The sequence below is a fragment of the Curtobacterium sp. MCPF17_001 genome, from assembly GCF_003234615.1.
In the GTDB taxonomy this organism is placed as follows: domain Bacteria; phylum Actinomycetota; class Actinomycetes; order Actinomycetales; family Microbacteriaceae; genus Curtobacterium.
In genome coordinates this window covers 326,882-346,300 of record NZ_QKSL01000001.1, presented here as the reverse complement: position 1 = coordinate 346,300, position 19,419 = coordinate 326,882, and the positions used below count along the sequence as shown (strand labels likewise).

Here is a 19,419-nt window from a genome sequence, read left to right as displayed (position 1 = left end):
AGCCAGTCCCGGGAATGGGGCGCAGCTACCATGGGTTGACCCGGTCAGCAAGCAACGGAAGGGCAGTCACGCATGCGCGAGCTCATCATCATCGGTTCCGGTCCCGCCGGGTTCACGGCCGGCATCTACGCCGCGCGCGCTGAGCTGAAGCCGCTCATCGTCGCCTCGAGTGTCGAGACCGGCGGTGAACTCACCAAGACCACCGAGGTCGAGAACTTCCCGGGCTTCCCCGAGGGCGTCCAGGGCCCCGACCTCATGATCAAGATGCAGGAACAGGCCGAGAAGTTCGGTGCCGAGGTCCTGTACGACGACGCCGTCTCGGTCGACCTCACCGGCCAGGTCAAGAAGGTCACGGTCGGCTCCGGCGAGACGTACGAGGCCCTCACGGTCATCTACGCCACCGGTTCCGCGTACCGCCACCTCGGCCTCGCCGACGAAGAGCGTCTCTCCGGCCACGGCGTCTCCTGGTGCGCCACGTGCGACGGGTTCTTCTTCCGTCAGAAGAACATCGCCGTCGTCGGCGGTGGCGACTCCGCGATGGAAGAGGCCACCTTCCTCACCCGCTTCGCCGACAAGGTGACGGTCATCCACCGCGGGGACTCCCTGCGCGCGTCGAAGATCATGCAGGACCGCGCGATGAACGACCCGAAGATCGAGTTCGCGTGGAACAAGGAAGTCACCGGCATCACGGGTGGCTCCGCTGTCGAAGGCGTCACGCTCAAGGACACCGTGACCGGGGAAGAGTCCTCGCTCGCCCTGGACGGTCTGTTCATCGCGATCGGCAACGACCCGCGCACGCACCTGGTGCACGGTCAGCTCGAGATCGCCCCCGAAGGCACGCTCGCCGTCGAGGGCCGCTCGTCCCGCGCCGTCGGCGTCCCGGGTGTCTTCATCGCCGGTGACGTGCTCGACCCGACCTACCGACAGGCGATCACCGCCGCGGGCTCGGGTGCGGTCGCAGCCCTCGACGCCGAGAAGTACCTCGCCGACCTCGACCGCGACCTCACCGACCAGGCCGAGGGCGTCACCCCGACCGAGGCGATCATCGACGTCACCGCCCGGGTCTGACCTGCGGCCCCTGCACGCCACGGGAATGTGCGCCGCCGCGTCCCCGTTCACCACACCGAACCGACTTCCCGTCGAAGGAGCAAACATGTCCAGCGCAAAGGCAGTGACCGACGCCACGTTCGAGGCCGAAGTCCTCAAGTCCGACAAGACGATCCTCGTCGACTTCTGGGCCGAATGGTGCGGCCCGTGTCGTGCGGTCTCCCCGATCCTCGACCAGATCGCCGCAGAGCACGCCGACAAGATCGAGATCGTCAAGCTCAACGTCGACGACAACCCCCAGTCGGCCATGAACTACCAGATCACCTCGATCCCCGCGATGAAGGTGTTCAAGGGTGGCGAGGTCGTCAAGACCGTCATCGGCGCCAAGCCGAAGCCGGCCCTCGAGGCCGACCTCGCGGACTTCCTCGCGTAGGAGATCCGCCGCACAGACCCGGACGCCCCGTCCTCCATTCCATCGGAGGGCGGGGCGTTCGTCTGTCTGGAGGCCCGTCCAGCGTCCGCCGACCGGCGGACGCTGAGGGGGCCTCCAGGCCGCAGCCCGGCCGCAGACAGGCCACGGATCGTCGATCGGCCTGTGCGGGGGGACGACGGACGCCCTGCTGCATGTCGTACTGTGGCGAGAACGACCGAGTGGAGGAAACTCGATGACGAACGGCAACAGTCTCGATCCCTGGTACGACTCCTACGCCCAGCGCACCGCCGGGCTGAGCGCCTCCGAGGTCCGAGCTCTGTTCGCCGTCGCGTCGAGGCCGGAGGTGGTCTCGCTCGCCGGCGGCATGCCCTTCGTCTCCGCGCTGCCCCGTGAACTGGTCACCGGCTCGCTCGACCGGGTGATGGCCGAGGACTCCGCGATGGCGCTGCAGTACGGCGGTGGACAGGGCCTGCGGTCCCTCCGCGAGCACATCGTCAACGTCATGTCGCTCGAGGGCATCCGTGCCAGCGCGGAGGACGTCGTGGTCACCACGGGGTCCCAGCACGCACTGGACCTCGTCACGCGGCTCTTCATCGATCCGGGCGACGTCGTCCTGGCCGAGTCCCCCTCGTACGTCGGGGCCATCGGTGTGTTCCGGTCGTACCAGGCCGAGACGGTCCACGTGGCGACGGACGAGCTCGGACTGGTCCCCGAGGCCCTGCGCGAGACGATCGCCCGTCTCCGAGCCGCTGGCAAGCGGATGAAGTTCCTGTACACGATCCCGAACTTCCACAACCCAGCCGGTGTCACGATGAGTCGGGAGCGCCGCATCGAGGTGCTCGACATCTGCCGCTCGAACAACATCCTGGTGCTCGAGGACAACCCGTACGGGCTGCTCTGGTTCGACGAGCCGGCACCCCAGGCGATCCGCTCGATCGACGACGAGGGTGTGGTCTACCTCGGCTCGTTCTCGAAGACTCTGGCTCCCGGGTTCCGCGTCGGATGGGCGCTCGCCCCACACGCGATCCGCGAGAAGCTCGTGCTCGCGAACGAGTCGGCCGTGCTCGCCCCGAACTCGTTCGGCCAGTACGTCGTCAACGCCTACCTCGACGCCGCGGACTGGAAGGGTCAGGTCGACACCTTCCGCGGGATCTACGCCGAGCGCCGTGACGCCATGCTCTCCGCCCTGGGGGAGTTCCTGCCCGACCTCAGCTGGACCGTGCCGAACGGCGGGTTCTTCGTCTGGCTCACGCTGCCGGACTCCCTCGACTCGAAGGGCATGCTGCCCCGGGCAGTGAAGGAGCTCGTCGCCTACACACCGGGCACCGCCTTCTTCGCCGACGGGCGCGGAGCCGGCAACATCCGGCTCTCGTTCTGCTACCCGACGCCGGAACAGATCCGGGTCGGGGTGAAGCGGTTGGCGTCCGTCGTCAACGACGAGCTCGAACTGGTCGAGACCTTCGGATCCGCCAGTCGCTCGAGCGCCTCGGTGAGCACCTCGACAGTCAGCTCCCCGCAGCCGAACATGCCCTGACCAGGGCTTTCGTACCGATCAACGACATCCGCAGAGGATCGCCCCATGGCCGAGTTCGCCAGCCGTCACGTCGTCGTCGTCGCCGGAGGAATCTCCCACGAGCGGGACATCTCCCTGCGGTCCGGTCGGCGGGTCGCGGACTCGTTGACCGGCTACGGGTGGCAGGTCGACCTGCGGGACGCGGACGCCTCGCTGTTGCCCGCGCTGGCCGCGGACCGGCCGGACGTCGTCTGGCCCGCGCTCCACGGCGCGTCCGGCGAAGACGGCGCGCTCCGCGGCATCCTGGAGGCCCTCGACATCCCGTACGTCGGCTCCCGCTCGACGTCCGCTCGCCTGGCCTGGGACAAGCCCACCGCGTCGGCACTCGTGTCCCTGGCAGGAGTCCGGACGCCGCGCTCGATCACCCTGTCGCACGACGTCTTCCGCGAACTCGGTGCCGTGGGCGTCCTCCAGGCCATCGCCGCGGAGCACCCCGTCCCGCTCGCGGTGAAGCCTGCACGCGGCGGCAGCGCCCAGGGCGTCACCCTGGTCGAGAACGCCGACGACCTGCCGCGTGCAATGGTCGCTGCGTACACGTACTGCGAGGACGCCGTCGTCGAACAGCTCATCCGGGGCACCGAGATCGCCGTCGGGATCATCGACACCGGTGACGGCCCGACTGCGCTCTCGCCGGTCGAGATCGTGCCCCGCAACGGGTTCTACGGGTACGAGGCGCGGTACAACGCGGGGGAGACGACCTTCTTCACGCCGGCGCGACTCAGCGAGGAGCAGTCGCAGGCTGCTTCCGCTGCAGCAGTCCTGGCGCACCGAGCACTCGGGCTGCGCCACGTTTCCCGCGTCGACCTCATCATCGACGGCGCCGGCACACCATGGTTCCTCGAGGCCAACGTGCTGCCCGGGCTGACGGAGACGTCGCTCGTGCCGCAGGCACTGTCCGCGTCAGGGTTCGACCTCGGGTGGACCTACGCCGAGTTGGCGGAGCAGGCCATCCGGGACCACTCGGCCTGACGCGTCGACACCTCCGACATCGCGGTCTGCAGGGGGAGTGGCGGGGTCGGAGCTCTGGCGTAGGGCTCCGTCGGAGGCTTAGTTCCTGGGCTTCCAACCTGGCGCCGGTCAAGCGGGTCACGTCGGCCTGGCGGAGTCGGCGATCGGCGCTCGGGGCAGCTGCGACGACGACGCCCGACGTTCCACGTGGAACATCTACCTGGGCTCCGAGCCAGGATCAATCTCAGCATCAGCCTCAGGGGTGAGCGGGTGCTGCTCTCCGCCATCGCAGATCCAACGACCAGGGCGCCGGTTCCCGGCGTTCGGTGACCGCGCTCGTCGATTCGGTACGGGTGCCTTTCCCCCTCGGCCTGGGGTCGTCCCCCTTCCCCGCGGTGCTCTCGCCTGGTAGCCCGAGTGTCGTTCACGCGCAGCCGAGCGCAGCACGGGCGCGCCGCATGGAGTGACGCAAGGACCACTCGGGACCCCACCGTTCGCGCAGTTCAGGCCCAGCCAGGGCGCTTCGGCTCAGCGCGACAGCACGACCACGTGCTTGCGCCACCGCGTCACGGCCGCACTGCGGCAGTACGCCAGGTCTTGCGTTCGGCAGAGCCCGGATCGGTGTCTGTTCCACGCACTCGTCATTCACTGCATCGCTGGGTGTCTAAGGCGCTGTTCAGGTGTGTTGGTGCCTCTCGGCATCGACGGTTCCCTCGGACACTGAGTCGCTGCCACCTCCCGTCACCGCCACTGCGATCCGCCGTCAGGTGCGACCACGTCACCCTCGGACACCTGCTCCGCGAGCCACTCACACAGCCTCTCGACGACCTCGCTGTCCGGAGGAATGTCCGCTGGCACCTTCGGGCTGGTCGAGCTGGTGCAGGGGAGCGTCAAGCGAGAGCATCGCGTCACTCGCGCCGTCGATCCGGCTTCGTTCCTGCACCCTCCGCGACGACGAACCGCGCGGATCCGCCGCACGGCTTGAGCCACACCCGATTGCTCCGGCCGATCAACAGCGGCGTCGATTCCACTCGGAACCACGTCTGTTCGCCTCACGATTACGCCATCTCTGCTGCACTGGAAGTTCTTCAGAGAGCCGCACCCCTGGCCCTGATGCACCGGCGCGGCACAGGAAGCCGCTCATCAGAGCGACGGGTCTCTCGCGATCGGAGCGCTGCCGTCCTACGAGCGGCAAATGACGTGGAGCGTCGGCCTGGCGAGCCGGGTTGGGTGTCAGGCAGGCGTTCCACGTGGAACATTCGCCGTCGCACCTACGGCGACGAGGGTCGCTCCCAATAGGACGGATCGATCGTGACCGATCGGCAAACCCGTGCAGGAGAGGCCCAGGCGGCGGAGTCTCGTGATCCAGCACGAGGTGGCGCTCGTGGCGAGAGGGTCCTGGTACTCGAAAGACTCCCGTCCCTCATGGGGGCGTTCCACGTGGAACATCGCTCGCGCCATCCCTGGGCAGGGTAGAACTCGGTGTAGCTCGTTGCACCCCGCTGCGGCCCGCGCGGAGGGCTCCTCACGAGGCAGCCGGCCGCCCGCTAGGAGGCATGGCTCAACGACGGAGAGCCGACAGCTTCCGCTCGAACCCGTCACGACGCTCCCCGCAAGGCGATTGCAACAACCCCGACGATCAGCCGACCCGGACGACATCCATCGGGTCCTCGGCGCGACTCAGGGCGCGCAGGGGCCCGTTCATGGCCCCGACCGCACCCGGACAACCACGAGCGCTCCCGACGCCGCAGACGGCCACACAGCGGCTCACCGCCGTGACTGTGCCGTCAACCAGCCAGGTCCTGTACTCCAAGCTCCTTGAGGATCCGAGCCAGATCGTCCGGGTTCGCGAAGTCGATCGTGACCGACCCCTTGCGGGCGCCCACCGCGATCTTCACGCGCGTGTTGAGCCGGTCACCGAGACGCTCCGCCATGTCGTTGAAGTGCACCTGCCGCTTCGACGGCTGTGCGGGGGACTTCGCCGGTGCCTTCGTGGAAAGCTGCTGGGCGATCGCCTCGGCAGCCCGTACCGACAGGTCCTCGTTGACGATCTTCTCGGCCAGGTACTCCATCGCCTCGGCGTCGGGCGCCGCCAGGATGGCTCGGGCGTGCCCGGCTGACAGAACACCCGCGGCTACACGGCGCTGCACGGGGGAGGGCAGGCGGAGCAGACGGATCGTGTTCGTGATCTGCGGACGGGAGCGGCCGATCCGCTGTCCGAGCTGCTCCTGCGTGATGCCGAAGTCCGCCAAGAGCTGCTGGTAGGCCGAGGCCTCCTCGAGCGGGTTCAACTGTGCCCGGTGGAGGTTCTCGAGCAGTGCGTCCCGGAGCATGGCGTCGTCAGGGGTCTCCTTGACGATGGCCGGGATGGTTGCGAGCCCGAGTTCCTTCGTGGCGCGGAGACGGCGCTCACCCATGATGAGCTCGTACTGTGGCGCGGTGCCGGCAGCACCCGGGATGGGTCGCACGACGATCGGCTGCAGCAACCCGATCTCGCGGATGGAGTGCACGAGCTCCTGGAGCTCTTCCTCGCGGAACTCCTTCCGCGGCTGCTGGGCGTTCGGCACGATGTCGAGCGGGTTGAGGTTCGCCAGCCGGGCCCCTGGGACAGCAAGGAGCTCCTCTGCAGTACCCGCGCCGGAACCGCCGCTGGTCGTGTCCGCCGCCGAGGTACCCCCGGACGGGAAGAACACGTCGACGGGCCGCTCCTGCTGCTCGTTCGTCGTGGGGATGAGCGCGCCGATGCCGCGCCCGAGTCCGGTCCGCTTGGGTGCCATCAGGCCTTTGCTCCTCGTTCTGCGATCTCGGCTGCGGCCTCCAGGTAGGAGAGCGAGCCGGTGGAGTTGACGTCGTACGAGACCACACTCTGCCCGTAGCTCGGCGCCTCGCTGACCCGGACCGAGCGGGGGATCATGGCCTGCAGCACCTGGCCACCGAAGTGGGTCCGTACCTCGTTCGCGACCTGGTTCGCCAGGTTCGTTCGACCGTCGTACATGGTCAGCAGGATGGTCGACACGGCGAGGTGCGGGTTCAGGTGGCGTTCGATCAGTTCGATGTTCCGCAGCAGCTGGCTCAGACCCTCGAGCGCGTAGTACTCGCACTGGATCGGGATGAGTACTTCCTTGGCCGCGACGAAGGCATTGATCGTCAGCAGGCCGAGCGACGGCGGGCAGTCGATGAAGACGTAGTGGAACGGCTCGTCGACCGAGGCCAAGTACTCGTCGAGCGCGGTCCGCAACCGCTGCTCGCGGGCGACGAGCGAGACGAGTTCGATCTCGGCACCCGCCAGGTGGATCGTCGCCGGCACGCACCACAGAGTCTCCGATTCGGGGGAGCGCTGGACCGTGTCCGCCATGGGAGCCTCGTCCACGATGACGTCGTAGATGCTCGCGACCTCGGCCTGGTGGTCGATCCCGAGAGCAGTCGACGCATTGCCCTGCGGGTCGAGGTCGATCACGAGAACCCGGGCTCCGCCGTGCGCCAACGCCGCCGCGAGGTTCACGGTGGTGGTCGTCTTTCCGACGCCACCCTTCTGGTTCGACACGGTGAAGACCCGCGTCTTCTCCGGCAGCGGGAACTGCTGGGTCGCGATGGCGCGTCGCCGCCGGTTGAGATCAGCGATCTCGCGCGCGAGGGGCGTCGACGCGTCGTAGTCAGTGGATGAACTCAACGAGTGCCTCTTCCCCGGTCTGTGTTTCACGTGGAACATCGGGGCCCATTGCGGTGCGTTCGCCCCTCGACGCATCAGCCCGCGCAGCGGCGGAACCGTGCAGCAGCCGAGCCCAGTCAGACCGGACCGGTGGCGTCAGTCAACTGTAGCCCGGAAGACACGCGTGGTCTCGTCGACCACACCCACCCCGAGCTCCAGGACCTCGACGTCTTCAAGTCGGGTGCGCAAGATCACCTTGCGAGCGGCCGTGACCTCGTCATCGACGCGCGCGCCCTTCATGAGGATGAGTTGCCCGCCGGACCGGACGAGCGGGACCGTCAGCGGGATGAGCTTCGAGAGCGCACTCACAGCGCGCGCAGTGACCTGGTCGAGCACGAGCTCATCGGCAACGTCTTCGGCGCGCGCACGGACCACCGTGACGTTCTCGAGTCCCAGGCGGTCCGCTTCACCACGGAGCCAGTCCGTCCGCCGCTCCATCGGCTCGATGAGCGTCATCGACACGTCCGGACGAGCGATGGCCAACACCAGCCCGGGCAGACCGGCGCCCGATCCGACGTCGCCGACGGATGCACCCTCATGGAGGAGTGGGGCCACCAGGGCAGAGTTGAGGATGTGTCGTGTCCAGAGCCGGGGGAGTTCGAGGGGACCGATCAAGCCCAGCTCTTCACCACGACGGGCGAGCTCGTTCGCGAACGACCGTGCGACGTCGATCTGTTTCCCGAAGAGGCTCGCGGCAACGGCCGGCTCGGCCTCCAGAACAGGAGGCTCCGAACCGGCCGTGACGTCGGTATCCGTCATCGCGTGATGACCGTGTGGCGGTCCCGGCCCTCGCCCTCCGACTCCGAGTGGAAGCCCTTCTCGGCGACCAGGTCGTGGACCAACTTGCGCTCGTAGGACGACATCGGGGGGAGCGCCGCGGTGGTCGAACCGGCCTCGATGCGCTCGACAGCGGTGTCCACCAGACGCTGCAGCTCCGTGGCACGGGCGTCCCGCGATCCACCGATGTCCAGGATCAGGCGGCTGAACTCGCCCGTCTCGGCCTGCACGGCGATCCGGGTGAGCTCCTGCAGTGCCGTGACCGTGTCCGGCTTGGCGAGGACGCGCAGGGCCGCCCCGTCGTCCGTGACGGTCAGGTAGACGCGACCAGCCCGCTCCTCGATCTCGATGTCGCCGTCGAGGTCGCAGATGTCGAGCAACTCTTCGATGTAGTCGGCAGCGATGTCCGCTTCGTCGCGGGTCTCGTCGTCGCCATCCACCTCATCACCGTCCACGTCATCGCGGTCCACGTCGACCGTCGCGTCGGTGGGGGCGAGGTGCTGGTCGTCCGTGGTGTCGACGACCGCAGCGGTGTCCTGCTCGCTCACTTGGTCTTCCCGTTCTTCTTGGCGCGCGACTTGCCGACCGGCTGCTGGCGCTGGTTGTTCACGCGGGCTTCGACCTCGGCCAGGGAGGCCCCGGCGCCGGCTTCGGTGAGGACGCCGGCGGTCGCGGAGGAACCGCTGCGCTGCGCCTTCTTCGCGAGACGGGCCTCACGGGCGAGCGCCGCCTCGGACCCGGGCGTCGGCATGCTGCGGATGACGAAGTACTGCTGCGCCATCGTCCAGATGTTCGAGGCCAGCCAGTAGAACATGACGCCGAGGGGGAACGACAGACCCGAGATCACGAAGACCAGCGGGAGCACGTACAGCATCATCTTCTGCTGGCGGTACATCGGAGACTCCTTGGTCTCCGGCGACATGTTCTTGGCGACGAGCTGCAGCTGCGTGATGAACTGCGAGGCCGTCATCACGACGATCATGAAGCCCGCGATGACCCGGACTTCCCAACCCGATGCGTTCGTGAACGTCTCGTGCAGGGGTGCGCCGAACAGCGAGGCGTTGCCGAACGACTTCGCGAGGTCGCTCGAGAGCAGGCCGATGCCCGTCTTGTTGATCTGGGCTTCGTGCAGCACGGAGTACAGCGAGAAGAAGATCGGCATCTGGATCAGGAGCGGCAGGCAGGAGCTCAGCGGGTTGGTCCCGGTCTCCTTGTACAGCGCCATCGTCTCGCGGGACATGGCCTCACGCGAGAACTGGTCCTTCTTGCCCTTGTACTTGTCCTGGATCTTCTTGAGCTGCGGGGCGACCTCCAGCATCCGTCGCTGCGACTTGATCTGTCGAACGAAGATGGGGATCAGCGCGCCGCGCACCACGAAGGTCAGGAAGATGATCGACAGCACCCACGTGATGCCCGCGGAGGGGTCCATCCCGAGGTTCTCGAAGACCCAGTGGAAACCGACCAGGATCGCGGACACCACCCATTTGAGTGGCCAGAGGATCGTACCGATGAGGTCCATGGGGACGGTCACGCCTTTCGAGTGCGCTGGGGGAGCAGCACCGGACGGACCGTGCCGGCCGAGGTCTGCTGTTGCTGCGGGATCGGCGCGAGGACGAACCCGAACCGACTGACGGTGAAGGGGCGGCGACGTTCCCTGACGTCGTCGATCCCGCCGGCTGCCCACGGGTTGCACCGGGCGATGCGCCAAGCGCCCATCGCCGATCCGCGGACCACGCCGTACTGCTGGATCGCCTCGAGCGCGTACCGCGAGCACGAGGGGTGGTACCGACAGACGTTGCCGTAGAGCGGCGAGATCACCGCTCGGTAGGCCCGGAGCACCACGACGCACGCGTTGCGTGGGAGCAACGCGAGGACCCAGAGGAACCGGTTCATGCTGCCTTCTCCACACCGCGCGCGAAGGAGCGCGTGATGTCTTCGAGCAGGGTAGGCCATGCGGCCTGCGCGGCGGCTGGCAGTGCACGCACCACCACGTCGTACCCGAGCGGTGCGCTCGGGAGGACCCCGTGCGCGATCGCCTTCAGTCGGCGTCGCACGAGGTTGCGCGTCACCGCGTTCCCGACGGTCTTCGCCACGATGAACCCGAACCTGGTGGGACCGGGATCGTCATCGAGGCGACGGACCACCGACACGACAGCGTGCGCCGTGGCGCTCTTGCGGCCACGGCGCACGACCATCCGGTAGTCGTCGCCTCGGACGATGCGGTTGGCTCGGGCCAACACGACGAGGACCCCCGCGGATCAGGCGGAGAGCTCGGTGCGCCCCTTGCCGCGGCGTGCGGCGAGGATGGCGCGGCCCGCACGGGTGCGCATGCGGGCGCGGAAGCCGTGCTTCTTGGCGCGGCGGCGGTTGTTCGGCTGGAAGGTGCGCTTGCTCATGATGATCTCCACACGGCTGCTCGCGGCGAGCCGTCACGTATGCGTTGGTTGACGCGGAAGGCGCGACCGAACGGCCGCAGTCAACTGGACAACGGTACGTGACGAGGGCTGCGAGGTCAAATACCCGCGGGCCGGTGGCCACCCGCAGCATCGCGTGCTCCCGATTCTCCACACTGGGGACAACTTCCGTTGGGTACGACGCGCCCCGGTCCTTTACAGTTGTGTCACCGCACCGCCGGAAGCCCGGTAGTACGGGCGAGTACCCCCTCGACCTCGGTCCGCGCGGCCGTGGAGCAGACTGTGGACAACCCTGTGGGAAGCTCGACGGGGAAACGGCGCCAGAAGACCGCGCCGATCGCCTCCGGCAGTCCAGGAGGCGCGGGCCGGCCCGGCGTGGCTCGCTCGCCGGTCGACGCCCGGCCTGGTGCCGGACGGACCGGATCCGGACGGGACAGACCCGGACCGACCACGCCCGCAGAGCGACGCACCCGAGCAGTGAGACCAGGAGACGAGCACGCCATGACGATGCCGGCCGACCCCGTCGAGGACCTCTGGTCGTCGGTCCTCGGGATCCTCTCCGACGACGACCGGATCACGCCGCAGCTGCACGGGTTCCTCAACCTCGTCGAACCGAAGGGCGTCCTCGCCGGGACCCTCTACCTCGAGGTCCCGAACGACCTGACCCGCGGCATGCTCGAGCAGCGCATCCGGGTGCCCATCACCGAGGCGGTCTCGCGGATCGGTGACGACTCGGTCGCCAACTTCGCGATCACCGTCAACCCGGACATGGCCTCGGAGCCGCGGGTCGACGCCGTCGCGGTGCCCTCCTACGCCGAGCCGGTGCAGGAACACGTCCCGCAGACCGCTGCACCGCGCCAGTACATCGAGGCGCCGTTCATCCCGAGCCCGGTGGACTCACCCGGGACCGGCGGCCGCCCGGAGTCCCGGCTCAACCCGAAGTACAACTTCGACAACTTCGTGATCGGTGCCTCGAACCGGTTCGCCCACGCCGCGGCGGTCGCGGTGGCCGAGGCGCCGGCGAAGGCCTACAACCCGCTGTTCATCTACGGCGACTCGGGTCTCGGCAAGACCCACCTGCTGCACGCGATCGGGCACTACGCCGAGAGCCTGTACCCGGGGATCCGGGTCCGGTACGTGTCGAGCGAGGAGTTCACCAACGACTTCATCAACTCGATCGCCAACAACCGCTCGAACCAGTTCCAGCAGCGCTACCGCGACATCGACATCCTGTTGATCGACGACATCCAGTTCCTGCAGGGCAAGGACTCCACGCAGGAGGCCTTCTTCCACACGTTCAACACGCTGCACGACCACAACAAGCAGGTCGTCATCACGTCGGACGTGGCGCCGAAGCACCTCACCGGGTTCGAGGACCGGATGCGCAGCCGCTTCGAGTGGGGCCTGATCACGGACGTGCAGGCACCCGACCTCGAGACACGCATCGCGATCCTCCGCAAGAAGGCACAGTCGGACCACCTGCAGGTGCCGGACGACATCATGGAGTTCATCGCGTCGAAGGTGTCGAGCAACATCCGGGAGCTCGAGGGCACCCTGATCCGGGTGACCGCGTTCGCGAGCCTCAACCGGACGGCCGTCGACATGGCGCTGGTGCAGACGGTCCTCAAGGACCTGATCACCCTGGACGAGGACAACGTCATCGCGCCGACGGACATCATCAACCACACCGCGGACTACTTCAAGCTCTCGGTCGACGACCTCTACGGCTCGTCCCGGTCGCAGGCGATCGCCACGGCACGCCAGATCGCGATGTACCTGTGCCGTGAGCTCACGAGCCTGTCGCTGCCGAAGATCGGCCAGCTGTTCGGCAACCGCGACCACACGACCGTCATGTACGCCAACAAGAAGATCGCCGAGCTCATGAAGGAGCGCCGCTCGATCTACAACCAGGTCACCGAACTGACCAGTCGGATCAAGCAGGACCGCCGGTACCGGTAGCGCGTACCACCGCGCCACCCCCCGTCCAGGGCCCACGCCGCCGGTCCCTGACCGACGCGCAGCGGCGGGCAGGCCGTGCCGGTGGGGAGAGGCCCGTCCCGCACCCGGGATCGGCCTCCTTCTGCGTGCGTCCACCATCTGAGACGGTTCCATGCGGCGGATTCCCCACAGTGTGGAAAGCCTGTGGATAACTGTGGAGGACACGCCGCCCGCTTGTACACAGCCGGAGGGGCACCTGTGGAAACTGGGGAGAGAAGTGGATAGATGATTTTCACTCATCCAGAGGTCGCTCACACGCCGCCAACAAGTCACACGGTTGTAGTTCCCAGTCGGGGAGCGGCATCCCCAGAGTTGTCCACAGTGTGCACAGGCGTTAAGACCATTACTCCTCTCTTCTCTCTCCCTCTCCCTGGGCCAACCTCTGGGGACGGCGAATGACACGGATCGGCGGTCTGCCGACGCTGTGCCACAATGGGGCGGCCGGGCAGTCAACCGATCGACAGGGGTCCACGCCGTGAAGTTCGAGGTCAACCGGGACGTCTTCTCCGAAGCCGTCTCCTTCGCGGTGAAACTCCTCCCACAGCGCACGACCCTCCCGATCCTGTCCGGTGTGTTGATCCACGCCGACGGTGATCGTCTGACGCTGTCGTCGTTCGACTACGAGGTCTCGGCGCAGACGTCGATCGCCGCGCAGATCGACGACCCGGGCACGGTGCTCGTCTCCGGCCGACTGCTGAACGACATCGCGAGCCGACTGCCGAACGCCCCGGTCAGCTTCTCGACCGAGGACTCCCGGATCACGGTCACCTGCGGCTCGGCGCACTTCACGCTGCTGTCGATGCCCGTCGAGGAGTACCCGACGCTCCCCGAGATCGGTCCGCAGACCGGCGTCATCCCCGGCGACTCCTTCTCCGAAGCCGTCTCGCAGGTGGCGGTCGCCGCCAGCCGTGACGACGTCACCCCGGTCATCACCGGTGTCCAGCTCGAGGTCGGCGAGCACGACGTCTCGCTCATCGCGACCGACCGCTACCGCGTCGCGGTCCGCACCATCCAGTGGGACTCGGGCCGCGCCGGCAACGACGGCGACGCAGCCACGACCCTCCACGCCCTCGTCCCGGCCCGGACCCTGCAGGAGGTCGGTCGCACCTTCGGTTCGGCCACGACGGTGTCGGTCTCGATCAGCGGTGGCTCCGACCGCGAACTCATCGCGTTCCACGCCGACGACAAGACCGTGACCTCCCTGCTCATCAAGGGCAACTACCCGCCGGTCCGCCGGCTGTTCCCCGAGACGGTCCAGGACCACGCGGTGATCAACACCGCGGAACTGGTCGAAGCCGTCCGACGGGTCTCCCTCGTCCTGGAGCGCGAAGCCGCGCTCCGGTTCTCCTTCACGGTCGACGGGCTCACGCTCGAGGCGATCGGTTCCGAACAAGCGCAGGCGTCAGAGTCGATCGATGCGTTGCTGACCGGTGAGGAAACGGTTGTCTCCCTGAAACCGGCCTTCCTCCTCGACGGGTTGAATGCAGTGCACTCCGAATTCGTCCGGATCTCCTTCACCAAGACGGAGAACCCGAACAAGCCGGGACCGGTGTTGATCACCGGTCAGTCCTCGCGAGAGGAACCGGCCACGGACGGATACCGGTACCTGCTCCAGCCCAACCTCCTGCTGCGCTAGTCGCAACGGGGATCCTGCGCTGACGCGCCACCACCTGCATCAGCGCGACATCGACGAAGAAGAGGAAATCATGCAGATCGGTCTTGTCGGCCTCGGGAAGATGGGCAACAACATGCGTGCGCGTCTGCGCAACGCAGGGATCGACGTCGTCGGGTACGACGCGAACCCCGCCGTGTCGGACGTCGCCGACCTCGGCGCACTGGCAGCGGCACTCACCGGGCCGCGCCTGGTCTGGGTGATGGTCCCGCACGGGAAGATCACCGACGACGTCATCACCGACCTCGCCGAGGTCCTCGAGCCGGGCGACCTGGTCATCGACGGCGGCAACTCGAAGTGGCTCGACGACGAGGTGCACGCGAAGCAGCTCGACGCCAAGGGCATCCGCTACATGGACGTCGGCGTCTCGGGCGGCGTCTGGGGCAAGGACAACGGGTACGGCATGATGGCCGGCGGTGACGTCGCGGATGTCGAGCGTGCGATGCCCGTCTTCGACGCGCTGCGTCCCGAGGGCCCGCGCGAAGAGGGCTTCTCGCACGCCGGCGGCATCGGCGCGGGGCACTACGCGAAGATGGTCCACAACGGCATCGAGTACGCGATCATGCAGGCGTACGGCGAGGGCTACGAGCTCCTCGAGGCGAAGGACATCATCACCGACGTCCCCGCCGTCTTCGCCGGTTGGCAGCGCGGCACCGTCGTTCGCTCCTGGCTGCTCGACCTCATGGTCCTCGCGATCAACGAGGACCCGAAGCTCGACGCCATCGAGGGCTACGTCGACGACTCCGGCGAGGGTCGGTGGACCCTCGAAGAGGGCATCGAGCTCGCGGTGCCGATGCCGGCGCTCTCCGCGGCCATGTTCGCCCGCTTCGTCTCGCGTCAGGGCAGTGCGTCCCCGACGATGAAGGCCGTCGCGGCCCTGCGCAACCAGTTCGGCGGCCACGCCGTCAAGAAGGCGTAGTCGGTCGGGGTAACCCCCTCGACCCGTCTCGGCCCGCGTGCACGTCGACCATCTCCAGCTCTCCGACTTCCGGAACTACCGGGAGGCGGACGTCGACTTCGCACGCGGGCCGAACCTGTTCGTCGGCCGCAACGGTCAGGGCAAGACCAACCTCGTCGAGTCGATCGGGTACCTCTCGACCCTCGGCTCGCACCGGGTCCCCACCGACGCCGCGCTCGTCCGGCAGGGCTGTGACTCCGCGATCGTGCGGGCGCGGCTCGCGCACGAGGACCGGAGCATCCTCGCCGAGGTGCAGATCAACCGCACCGGATCGAACCGGGCGCAGGTGAACCGGTCGGCGATCAAGCCACGTGAACTGCCGCGGTACTGCACGAGCGTGCTCTTCGCGCCGGAGGACCTGGCGCTCGTCCGCGGCGAACCGTCCGGGCGCCGTCGGATGATCGACGAGCTCCTCGTCCAGATCGCGCCGCGGATGCAGGGCGTCCTGGCCGACTACGACCGGACGCTCCGGCAGCGGAACACGCTGCTCAAGTCCGCGCGCGCGACCGGGGCGAAGGCGGGGGCACTCTCGACGCTCGACGTCTGGGACGACCGACTCGTCGAGTTCGGCGCCGAGATCATCGCGGCGCGCGACCACCTCACGCGGCGGCTGGCCCCGTTCGTGACGGAGTCGTACGCGACGGTCGCCGGCGAGCGACACCAGGCGTCGATCGCCGGTGTGCTCAGTGTCCGCGGTGCCGACCCGGAGGACGCGGCCGCGACGGACCCGGTGCTCGGGACCCCGGAGGAGCCGGTCACCATCGCCTCCGCTGCCGAGGCCTTCCGAGCGGCGCTCGAGCGGCGGCGGCGGGACGAGCTGGACCGCGGGTTGACCCTCACCGGCCCGCACCGGGACGACGTGCTCTTCGAGCTGAACGGGTTACCGGCCCGTGGATACGCCAGTCACGGGGAGTCCTGGTCGTTCGCACTCGCCGTGCAGCTCGCGTCGGCGACCATCCTCCGCGCCGAGTCCTCGCTCGGGGACCCGATCATCATCCTCGACGACGTGTTCGCGGAACTCGACGAATCGCGGCGTGAGCGGTTGGCCGGAGCGGTCGCCGACTACGAGCAGGTGCTCATCACCGCGGCCGTGCACGGCGACGTCCCCGGCCAGCTCACCGCGCACACCGTGCGGATCGAGGCGGGCGCCATCGTGACCGACGAGGCGGACGTGGACCGTGCCTCCCGTCCGGATCCCACCCCGGCGGCGTCCTGATGCCCGCCCCCCGGAAGCCCGCGGAACCCTCCCGCGTCTACCAGCACTTCAAGGCCGTCTTCGGCGACCCGTCGAAGCGCGGCCTCGATGCCCGACGCCGCCGAGCCGCCGGACAGGACCCGGACTCCGTGCCGTACGGCAAGGGAAGAGAGCCCGCGGGCCTCGGCGACGTGATGGGTGCCCTCACCGCTGAACTCGGCTGGACCGAACCGCTGGCACGTTCCGAACTGTTCGTGGACTGGCCCAGCGTGGTCGGTGACGAACTCGCGAAGCACTCCACACCGGTGACGATCGAGGACGGCGCGCTGGTCATCCGGTGCGACTCGACGGCCTGGGCGACGCAGCTCCGACTGATGCGCGGGACGGTCACGACGACCATCGCCCAGCGGTACCCGGCAGCGGGGGTCGAGTCCATCCGGGTTTCCGGCCCGGACGCCCCCACATGGAAACGCGGCCTCAGGTCGGTCCAGGGGCGCGGCCCTCGCGATACCTACGGTTGACCAGACGAAATCATCCATCCGTCTGAGATTCGTCGCTCTGTGAGGCGTACGGCCCCCGGACTCGGGCCCTGCTGCAGTAGACTGGGGAGTGCAGTGCGCGGGCGTTCCGCGCGCAGGCAGGAGCACCCCCGACATGACATCTGAATCTGACGACGACCAGCGAGACCCGCAGAGTGACGAGGTCCAGCCGCAGGAGCTGGCCCCGCAGAGCGAACCATCGTACGGCGCAGACCAGATCCAGGTGCTCGAAGGGCTCGAAGCCGTCCGCAAGCGCCCGGGCATGTACATCGGATCGACCGGCCCCCGTGGTCTCCACCACCTGGTGCAGGAGATCGTCGACAACTCCGTCGACGAAGCGCTGGCCGGGTACTGCGACACGATCAACGTCACGATCCGCGAAGACGGCGGCGTCCGCGTGGTCGACAACGGCCGTGGCATCCCCGTGGACATCCACCCGAACGAAGGCATCTCGACGGTCGAGCTCGTCCTGACCGTCCTGCACGCCGGCGGCAAGTTCGGCGGCGGTGGCTACGCGGTGTCCGGTGGTCTGCACGGTGTCGGCTCCTCCGTCGTGAACGCGCTCTCGAGCGAGCTCGACGTCGAAGTCCGTCGACAGGGACACGTCTGGCGGCAGAGCTACACCGACGGCGTCCCCGTGGCGCCGCTGTCCCAGGACGAAGCCTCCGACGAGACCGGCACCACGATCACCTTCTGGCCGAACGCCGAGATCTTCGAGTCGGTCGAGTTCGACTACGAGACGCTGCGTGGCCGGTTCCAGCAGATGGCGTTCCTCAACAAGGGCCTGCGTCTCACGCTCGTCGACGAGCGGACCCCGGCCGAGGGCGAAGAGGCCCGCAACGACTCCTTCCGCTACGAGCGCGGGCTCGCCGACTACGTCGAGTACCTCAACGCGCAGAAGAAGGCCGACCTGGTCCACCCGGACGTCATCGGCTTCGAGTCCGAGGACCCGGAGCGCAAGATCGCGCTCGAGGTCGCGATGCAGTGGAACACCTCCTACCAGGAGAGCGTCCACACCTTCGCGAACACGATCAACACGCACGAGGGTGGCACCCACGAAGAGGGCTTCCGCGCTGCACTCACCACGCTGGTGAACCGCTACGCGCGCGAAGCGAAGATCATCAAGGAGAAGGACGACAACCTCACGGGTGACGACATCCGTGAAGGGCTCACCGCCGTCATCTCGATCAAGCTCGGCGAACCGCAGTTCGAGGGCCAGACCAAGACCAAGCTCGGCAACACCGAGGCCAAGTCGTTCGTACAGCGTGTGGTCGGCACGGAGCTCACCCACTGGTTCGAGAGCAACCCGACGCAGGCGCGCGACGTCGTCCGCAAGGCGATCCAGGCGTCGCAGGCCCGGCTCGCCGCCCGCAAGGCCCGCGAGACCACCCGGCGCAAGGGACTCCTCGAGTCGGGCGGCATGCCCGGCAAGCTCAAGGACTGCCAGTCGAAGGACCCGACCCTGTCGGAGATCTTCATGGTCGAGGGTGACTCCGCCGGTGGCTCCGCCGTCCAGGGCCGCAACCCGATGACGCAGGCGATCCTGCCGCTGCGCGGCAAGATCCTCAACGTCGAGAAGGCCCGGCTCGACCGCGCCCTGGCCAACCAGGAGATCCAGTCGATGATCACGGCGTTCGGCGCCGGCATCGGTGAGGACTTCGACCCGGACAAGGCCCGGTACCACAAGATCGTGCTGATGGCCGATGCTGACGTCGACGGCCAGCACATCACGACGCTGCTGCTCACGCTGCTGTTCCGCTACATGCGGCCGCTCATCGAGCGCGGCTACGTGTACCTGGCGCAGCCGCCGCTGTACCGCCTGAAGTGGTCGAACTCGGCACACGAGTACGTGTTCAGCGACCGGGAGCGCGACGCGATGCTGCAGACCGGCATCGCCGCCGGCAAGCGCATCCCGAAGGACAACGGGATCCAGCGCTACAAGGGCCTCGGCGAGATGGACTACAAGGAGCTGTGGGACACCACGATGAACCCGGACACCCGGACGCTCCTGCAGGTCACGCTCGAAGACGCGGCCGCGGTGGACAGCGTCTTCGCGACGCTCATGGGTGAGGACGTCGACGCCCGTCGCCAGTTCATCCAGCAGAACGCGAAGGACGTCCGCTTCTTGGACATCTAGGCCGGGAGGCGCGGCGTGA

At 67.9% G+C, this 19,419-nt stretch carries 18 protein-coding genes; 10 read left to right on the top strand and 8 right to left on the bottom strand.

The window, feature by feature from the left end:
* The first annotated feature begins 72 nt into the window (after positions 1-72).
* From trxB to DEJ24_RS01795, 4 genes are all read left to right on the top strand, one after another.
* The gene (gene trxB / locus DEJ24_RS01810) at positions 73-1,068 is read left to right on the top strand and encodes a thioredoxin-disulfide reductase (protein WP_111077019.1); all 996 of its coding nucleotides are present in this window, start codon (positions 73-75) and stop codon (positions 1,066-1,068) included.
* A gap of 85 nt (positions 1,069-1,153) precedes the next feature.
* Positions 1,154-1,480 carry a thioredoxin gene (gene trxA / locus DEJ24_RS01805; protein ID WP_110902894.1) on the top strand — a complete coding sequence of 109 codons (327 nt, stop codon included), beginning with the start codon at positions 1,154-1,156 and terminating at the stop codon, positions 1,478-1,480.
* A gap of 232 nt (positions 1,481-1,712) precedes the next feature.
* Entirely contained in the window at positions 1,713-3,014 is a 1,302-nt protein-coding gene (locus DEJ24_RS01800; RefSeq protein WP_111077018.1) for a PLP-dependent aminotransferase family protein, read from the top strand.
* Between the two features lie 45 nt (positions 3,015-3,059).
* Positions 3,060-4,022: a D-alanine--D-alanine ligase gene (locus DEJ24_RS01795; RefSeq protein ID WP_111077017.1), complete on the top strand. Its 963-nt coding sequence runs from the start codon at positions 3,060-3,062 to the stop codon at positions 4,020-4,022.
* Between the two features lie 1,766 nt (positions 4,023-5,788).
* Here the strand turns inward: DEJ24_RS01795 and DEJ24_RS01790 are convergent.
* The 8 genes from DEJ24_RS01790 to rpmH form a co-directional block, all read right to left on the bottom strand.
* Positions 5,789-6,778, bottom strand: a complete 990-nt coding sequence (locus DEJ24_RS01790; RefSeq protein ID WP_111077016.1) for a ParB/RepB/Spo0J family partition protein — start codon at positions 6,776-6,778, stop codon at positions 5,789-5,791.
* Positions 6,778-7,710, bottom strand: a complete 933-nt coding sequence (locus tag DEJ24_RS01785; protein ID WP_111077015.1) for a ParA family protein — start codon at positions 7,708-7,710, stop codon at positions 6,778-6,780. Before DEJ24_RS01785 ends, DEJ24_RS01790 begins: the two co-directional genes overlap by 1 nt.
* Positions 7,711-7,806: 96 nt before the next feature.
* Positions 7,807-8,469, bottom strand: coding sequence for a 16S rRNA (guanine(527)-N(7))-methyltransferase RsmG (gene rsmG / locus DEJ24_RS01780; RefSeq protein ID WP_111077014.1), 663 nt, complete (start codon positions 8,467-8,469; stop codon positions 7,807-7,809).
* On the bottom strand, positions 8,466-9,035 hold the full coding sequence (locus DEJ24_RS01775) for a protein jag (protein WP_375334680.1): 570 nt from the start codon (positions 9,033-9,035) through the stop codon (positions 8,466-8,468). The genes rsmG and DEJ24_RS01775 overlap by 4 nt, the downstream gene beginning before the upstream one ends.
* A complete protein-coding gene (gene yidC / locus DEJ24_RS01770) occupies positions 9,032-10,006 on the bottom strand; it encodes a membrane protein insertase YidC (protein WP_111077013.1) in 975 nt (324 codons plus the stop codon). The genes DEJ24_RS01775 and yidC overlap by 4 nt, the downstream gene beginning before the upstream one ends.
* A gap of 8 nt (positions 10,007-10,014) precedes the next feature.
* Positions 10,015-10,380 carry a membrane protein insertion efficiency factor YidD gene (yidD, locus tag DEJ24_RS01765; RefSeq protein ID WP_110902900.1) on the bottom strand — a complete coding sequence of 122 codons (366 nt, stop codon included), beginning with the start codon at positions 10,378-10,380 and terminating at the stop codon, positions 10,015-10,017.
* On the bottom strand, positions 10,377-10,727 hold the full coding sequence (gene rnpA / locus DEJ24_RS01760) for a ribonuclease P protein component (protein WP_111077012.1): 351 nt from the start codon (positions 10,725-10,727) through the stop codon (positions 10,377-10,379). The genes yidD and rnpA overlap by 4 nt, the downstream gene beginning before the upstream one ends.
* Before the next feature lie 18 nt (positions 10,728-10,745).
* Positions 10,746-10,883, bottom strand: coding sequence for a 50S ribosomal protein L34 (gene rpmH, locus DEJ24_RS01755; protein WP_043595303.1), 138 nt, complete (start codon positions 10,881-10,883; stop codon positions 10,746-10,748).
* A 519-nt stretch (positions 10,884-11,402) separates the two neighbouring features.
* Between rpmH and dnaA the strand changes: the two genes are divergently transcribed.
* From dnaA to gyrB, 6 genes are all read left to right on the top strand, one after another.
* Positions 11,403-12,860, top strand: coding sequence for a chromosomal replication initiator protein DnaA (gene dnaA, locus DEJ24_RS01750; protein ID WP_110902902.1), 1,458 nt, complete (start codon positions 11,403-11,405; stop codon positions 12,858-12,860).
* 514 nt (positions 12,861-13,374) lie between these two features.
* The gene (dnaN, locus tag DEJ24_RS01745; RefSeq protein WP_111077011.1) at positions 13,375-14,535 is read left to right on the top strand and encodes a DNA polymerase III subunit beta; all 1,161 of its coding nucleotides are present in this window, start codon (positions 13,375-13,377) and stop codon (positions 14,533-14,535) included.
* A gap of 70 nt (positions 14,536-14,605) precedes the next feature.
* Complete coding sequence (gnd, locus tag DEJ24_RS01740) at positions 14,606-15,490, top strand: phosphogluconate dehydrogenase (NAD(+)-dependent, decarboxylating) (RefSeq protein WP_111077010.1); 885 nt, start codon at positions 14,606-14,608, stop codon at positions 15,488-15,490.
* A gap of 37 nt (positions 15,491-15,527) precedes the next feature.
* Positions 15,528-16,745, top strand: a complete 1,218-nt coding sequence (recF, locus tag DEJ24_RS01735) for a DNA replication/repair protein RecF (protein WP_111077009.1) — start codon at positions 15,528-15,530, stop codon at positions 16,743-16,745.
* Positions 16,745-17,245: a DUF721 domain-containing protein gene (locus DEJ24_RS01730; protein WP_111077008.1), complete on the top strand. Its 501-nt coding sequence runs from the start codon at positions 16,745-16,747 to the stop codon at positions 17,243-17,245. The genes recF and DEJ24_RS01730 overlap by 1 nt, the downstream gene beginning before the upstream one ends.
* A gap of 133 nt (positions 17,246-17,378) precedes the next feature.
* Positions 17,379-19,400, top strand: coding sequence for a DNA topoisomerase (ATP-hydrolyzing) subunit B (gene gyrB, locus DEJ24_RS01725; protein WP_111077007.1), 2,022 nt, complete (start codon positions 17,379-17,381; stop codon positions 19,398-19,400).
* Positions 19,401-19,419: the final 19 nt, after the last annotated feature.

Coding starts and splice junctions, on each gene's coding strand:
- DEJ24_RS01790 (WP_111077016.1), bottom strand. CDS start 6,778: ATGGCACCCAAGCGGACCGGACTCGGGCGCGGCATCGGCGCGCTCATC.
- rpmH (WP_043595303.1), bottom strand. CDS start 10,883: ATGAGCAAGCGCACCTTCCAGCCGAACAACCGCCGCCGCGCCAAGAAG.
- yidC (WP_111077013.1), bottom strand. CDS start 10,006: ATGGACCTCATCGGTACGATCCTCTGGCCACTCAAATGGGTGGTGTCC.
- DEJ24_RS01795 (WP_111077017.1), top strand. CDS start 3,060: ATGGCCGAGTTCGCCAGCCGTCACGTCGTCGTCGTCGCCGGAGGAATC.
- yidD (WP_110902900.1), bottom strand. CDS start 10,380: ATGAACCGGTTCCTCTGGGTCCTCGCGTTGCTCCCACGCAACGCGTGC.
- gnd (WP_111077010.1), top strand. CDS start 14,606: ATGCAGATCGGTCTTGTCGGCCTCGGGAAGATGGGCAACAACATGCGT.
- DEJ24_RS01785 (WP_111077015.1), bottom strand. CDS start 7,710: ATGTTCCACGTGAAACACAGACCGGGGAAGAGGCACTCGTTGAGTTCA.
- DEJ24_RS01800 (WP_111077018.1), top strand. CDS start 1,713: ATGACGAACGGCAACAGTCTCGATCCCTGGTACGACTCCTACGCCCAG.
- dnaA (WP_110902902.1), top strand. CDS start 11,403: ATGACGATGCCGGCCGACCCCGTCGAGGACCTCTGGTCGTCGGTCCTC.
- rsmG (WP_111077014.1), bottom strand. CDS start 8,469: ATGACGGATACCGACGTCACGGCCGGTTCGGAGCCTCCTGTTCTGGAG.
- trxB (WP_111077019.1), top strand. CDS start 73: ATGCGCGAGCTCATCATCATCGGTTCCGGTCCCGCCGGGTTCACGGCC.
- DEJ24_RS01730 (WP_111077008.1), top strand. CDS start 16,745: ATGCCCGCCCCCCGGAAGCCCGCGGAACCCTCCCGCGTCTACCAGCAC.
- trxA (WP_110902894.1), top strand. CDS start 1,154: ATGTCCAGCGCAAAGGCAGTGACCGACGCCACGTTCGAGGCCGAAGTC.
- gyrB (WP_111077007.1), top strand. CDS start 17,379: ATGACATCTGAATCTGACGACGACCAGCGAGACCCGCAGAGTGACGAG.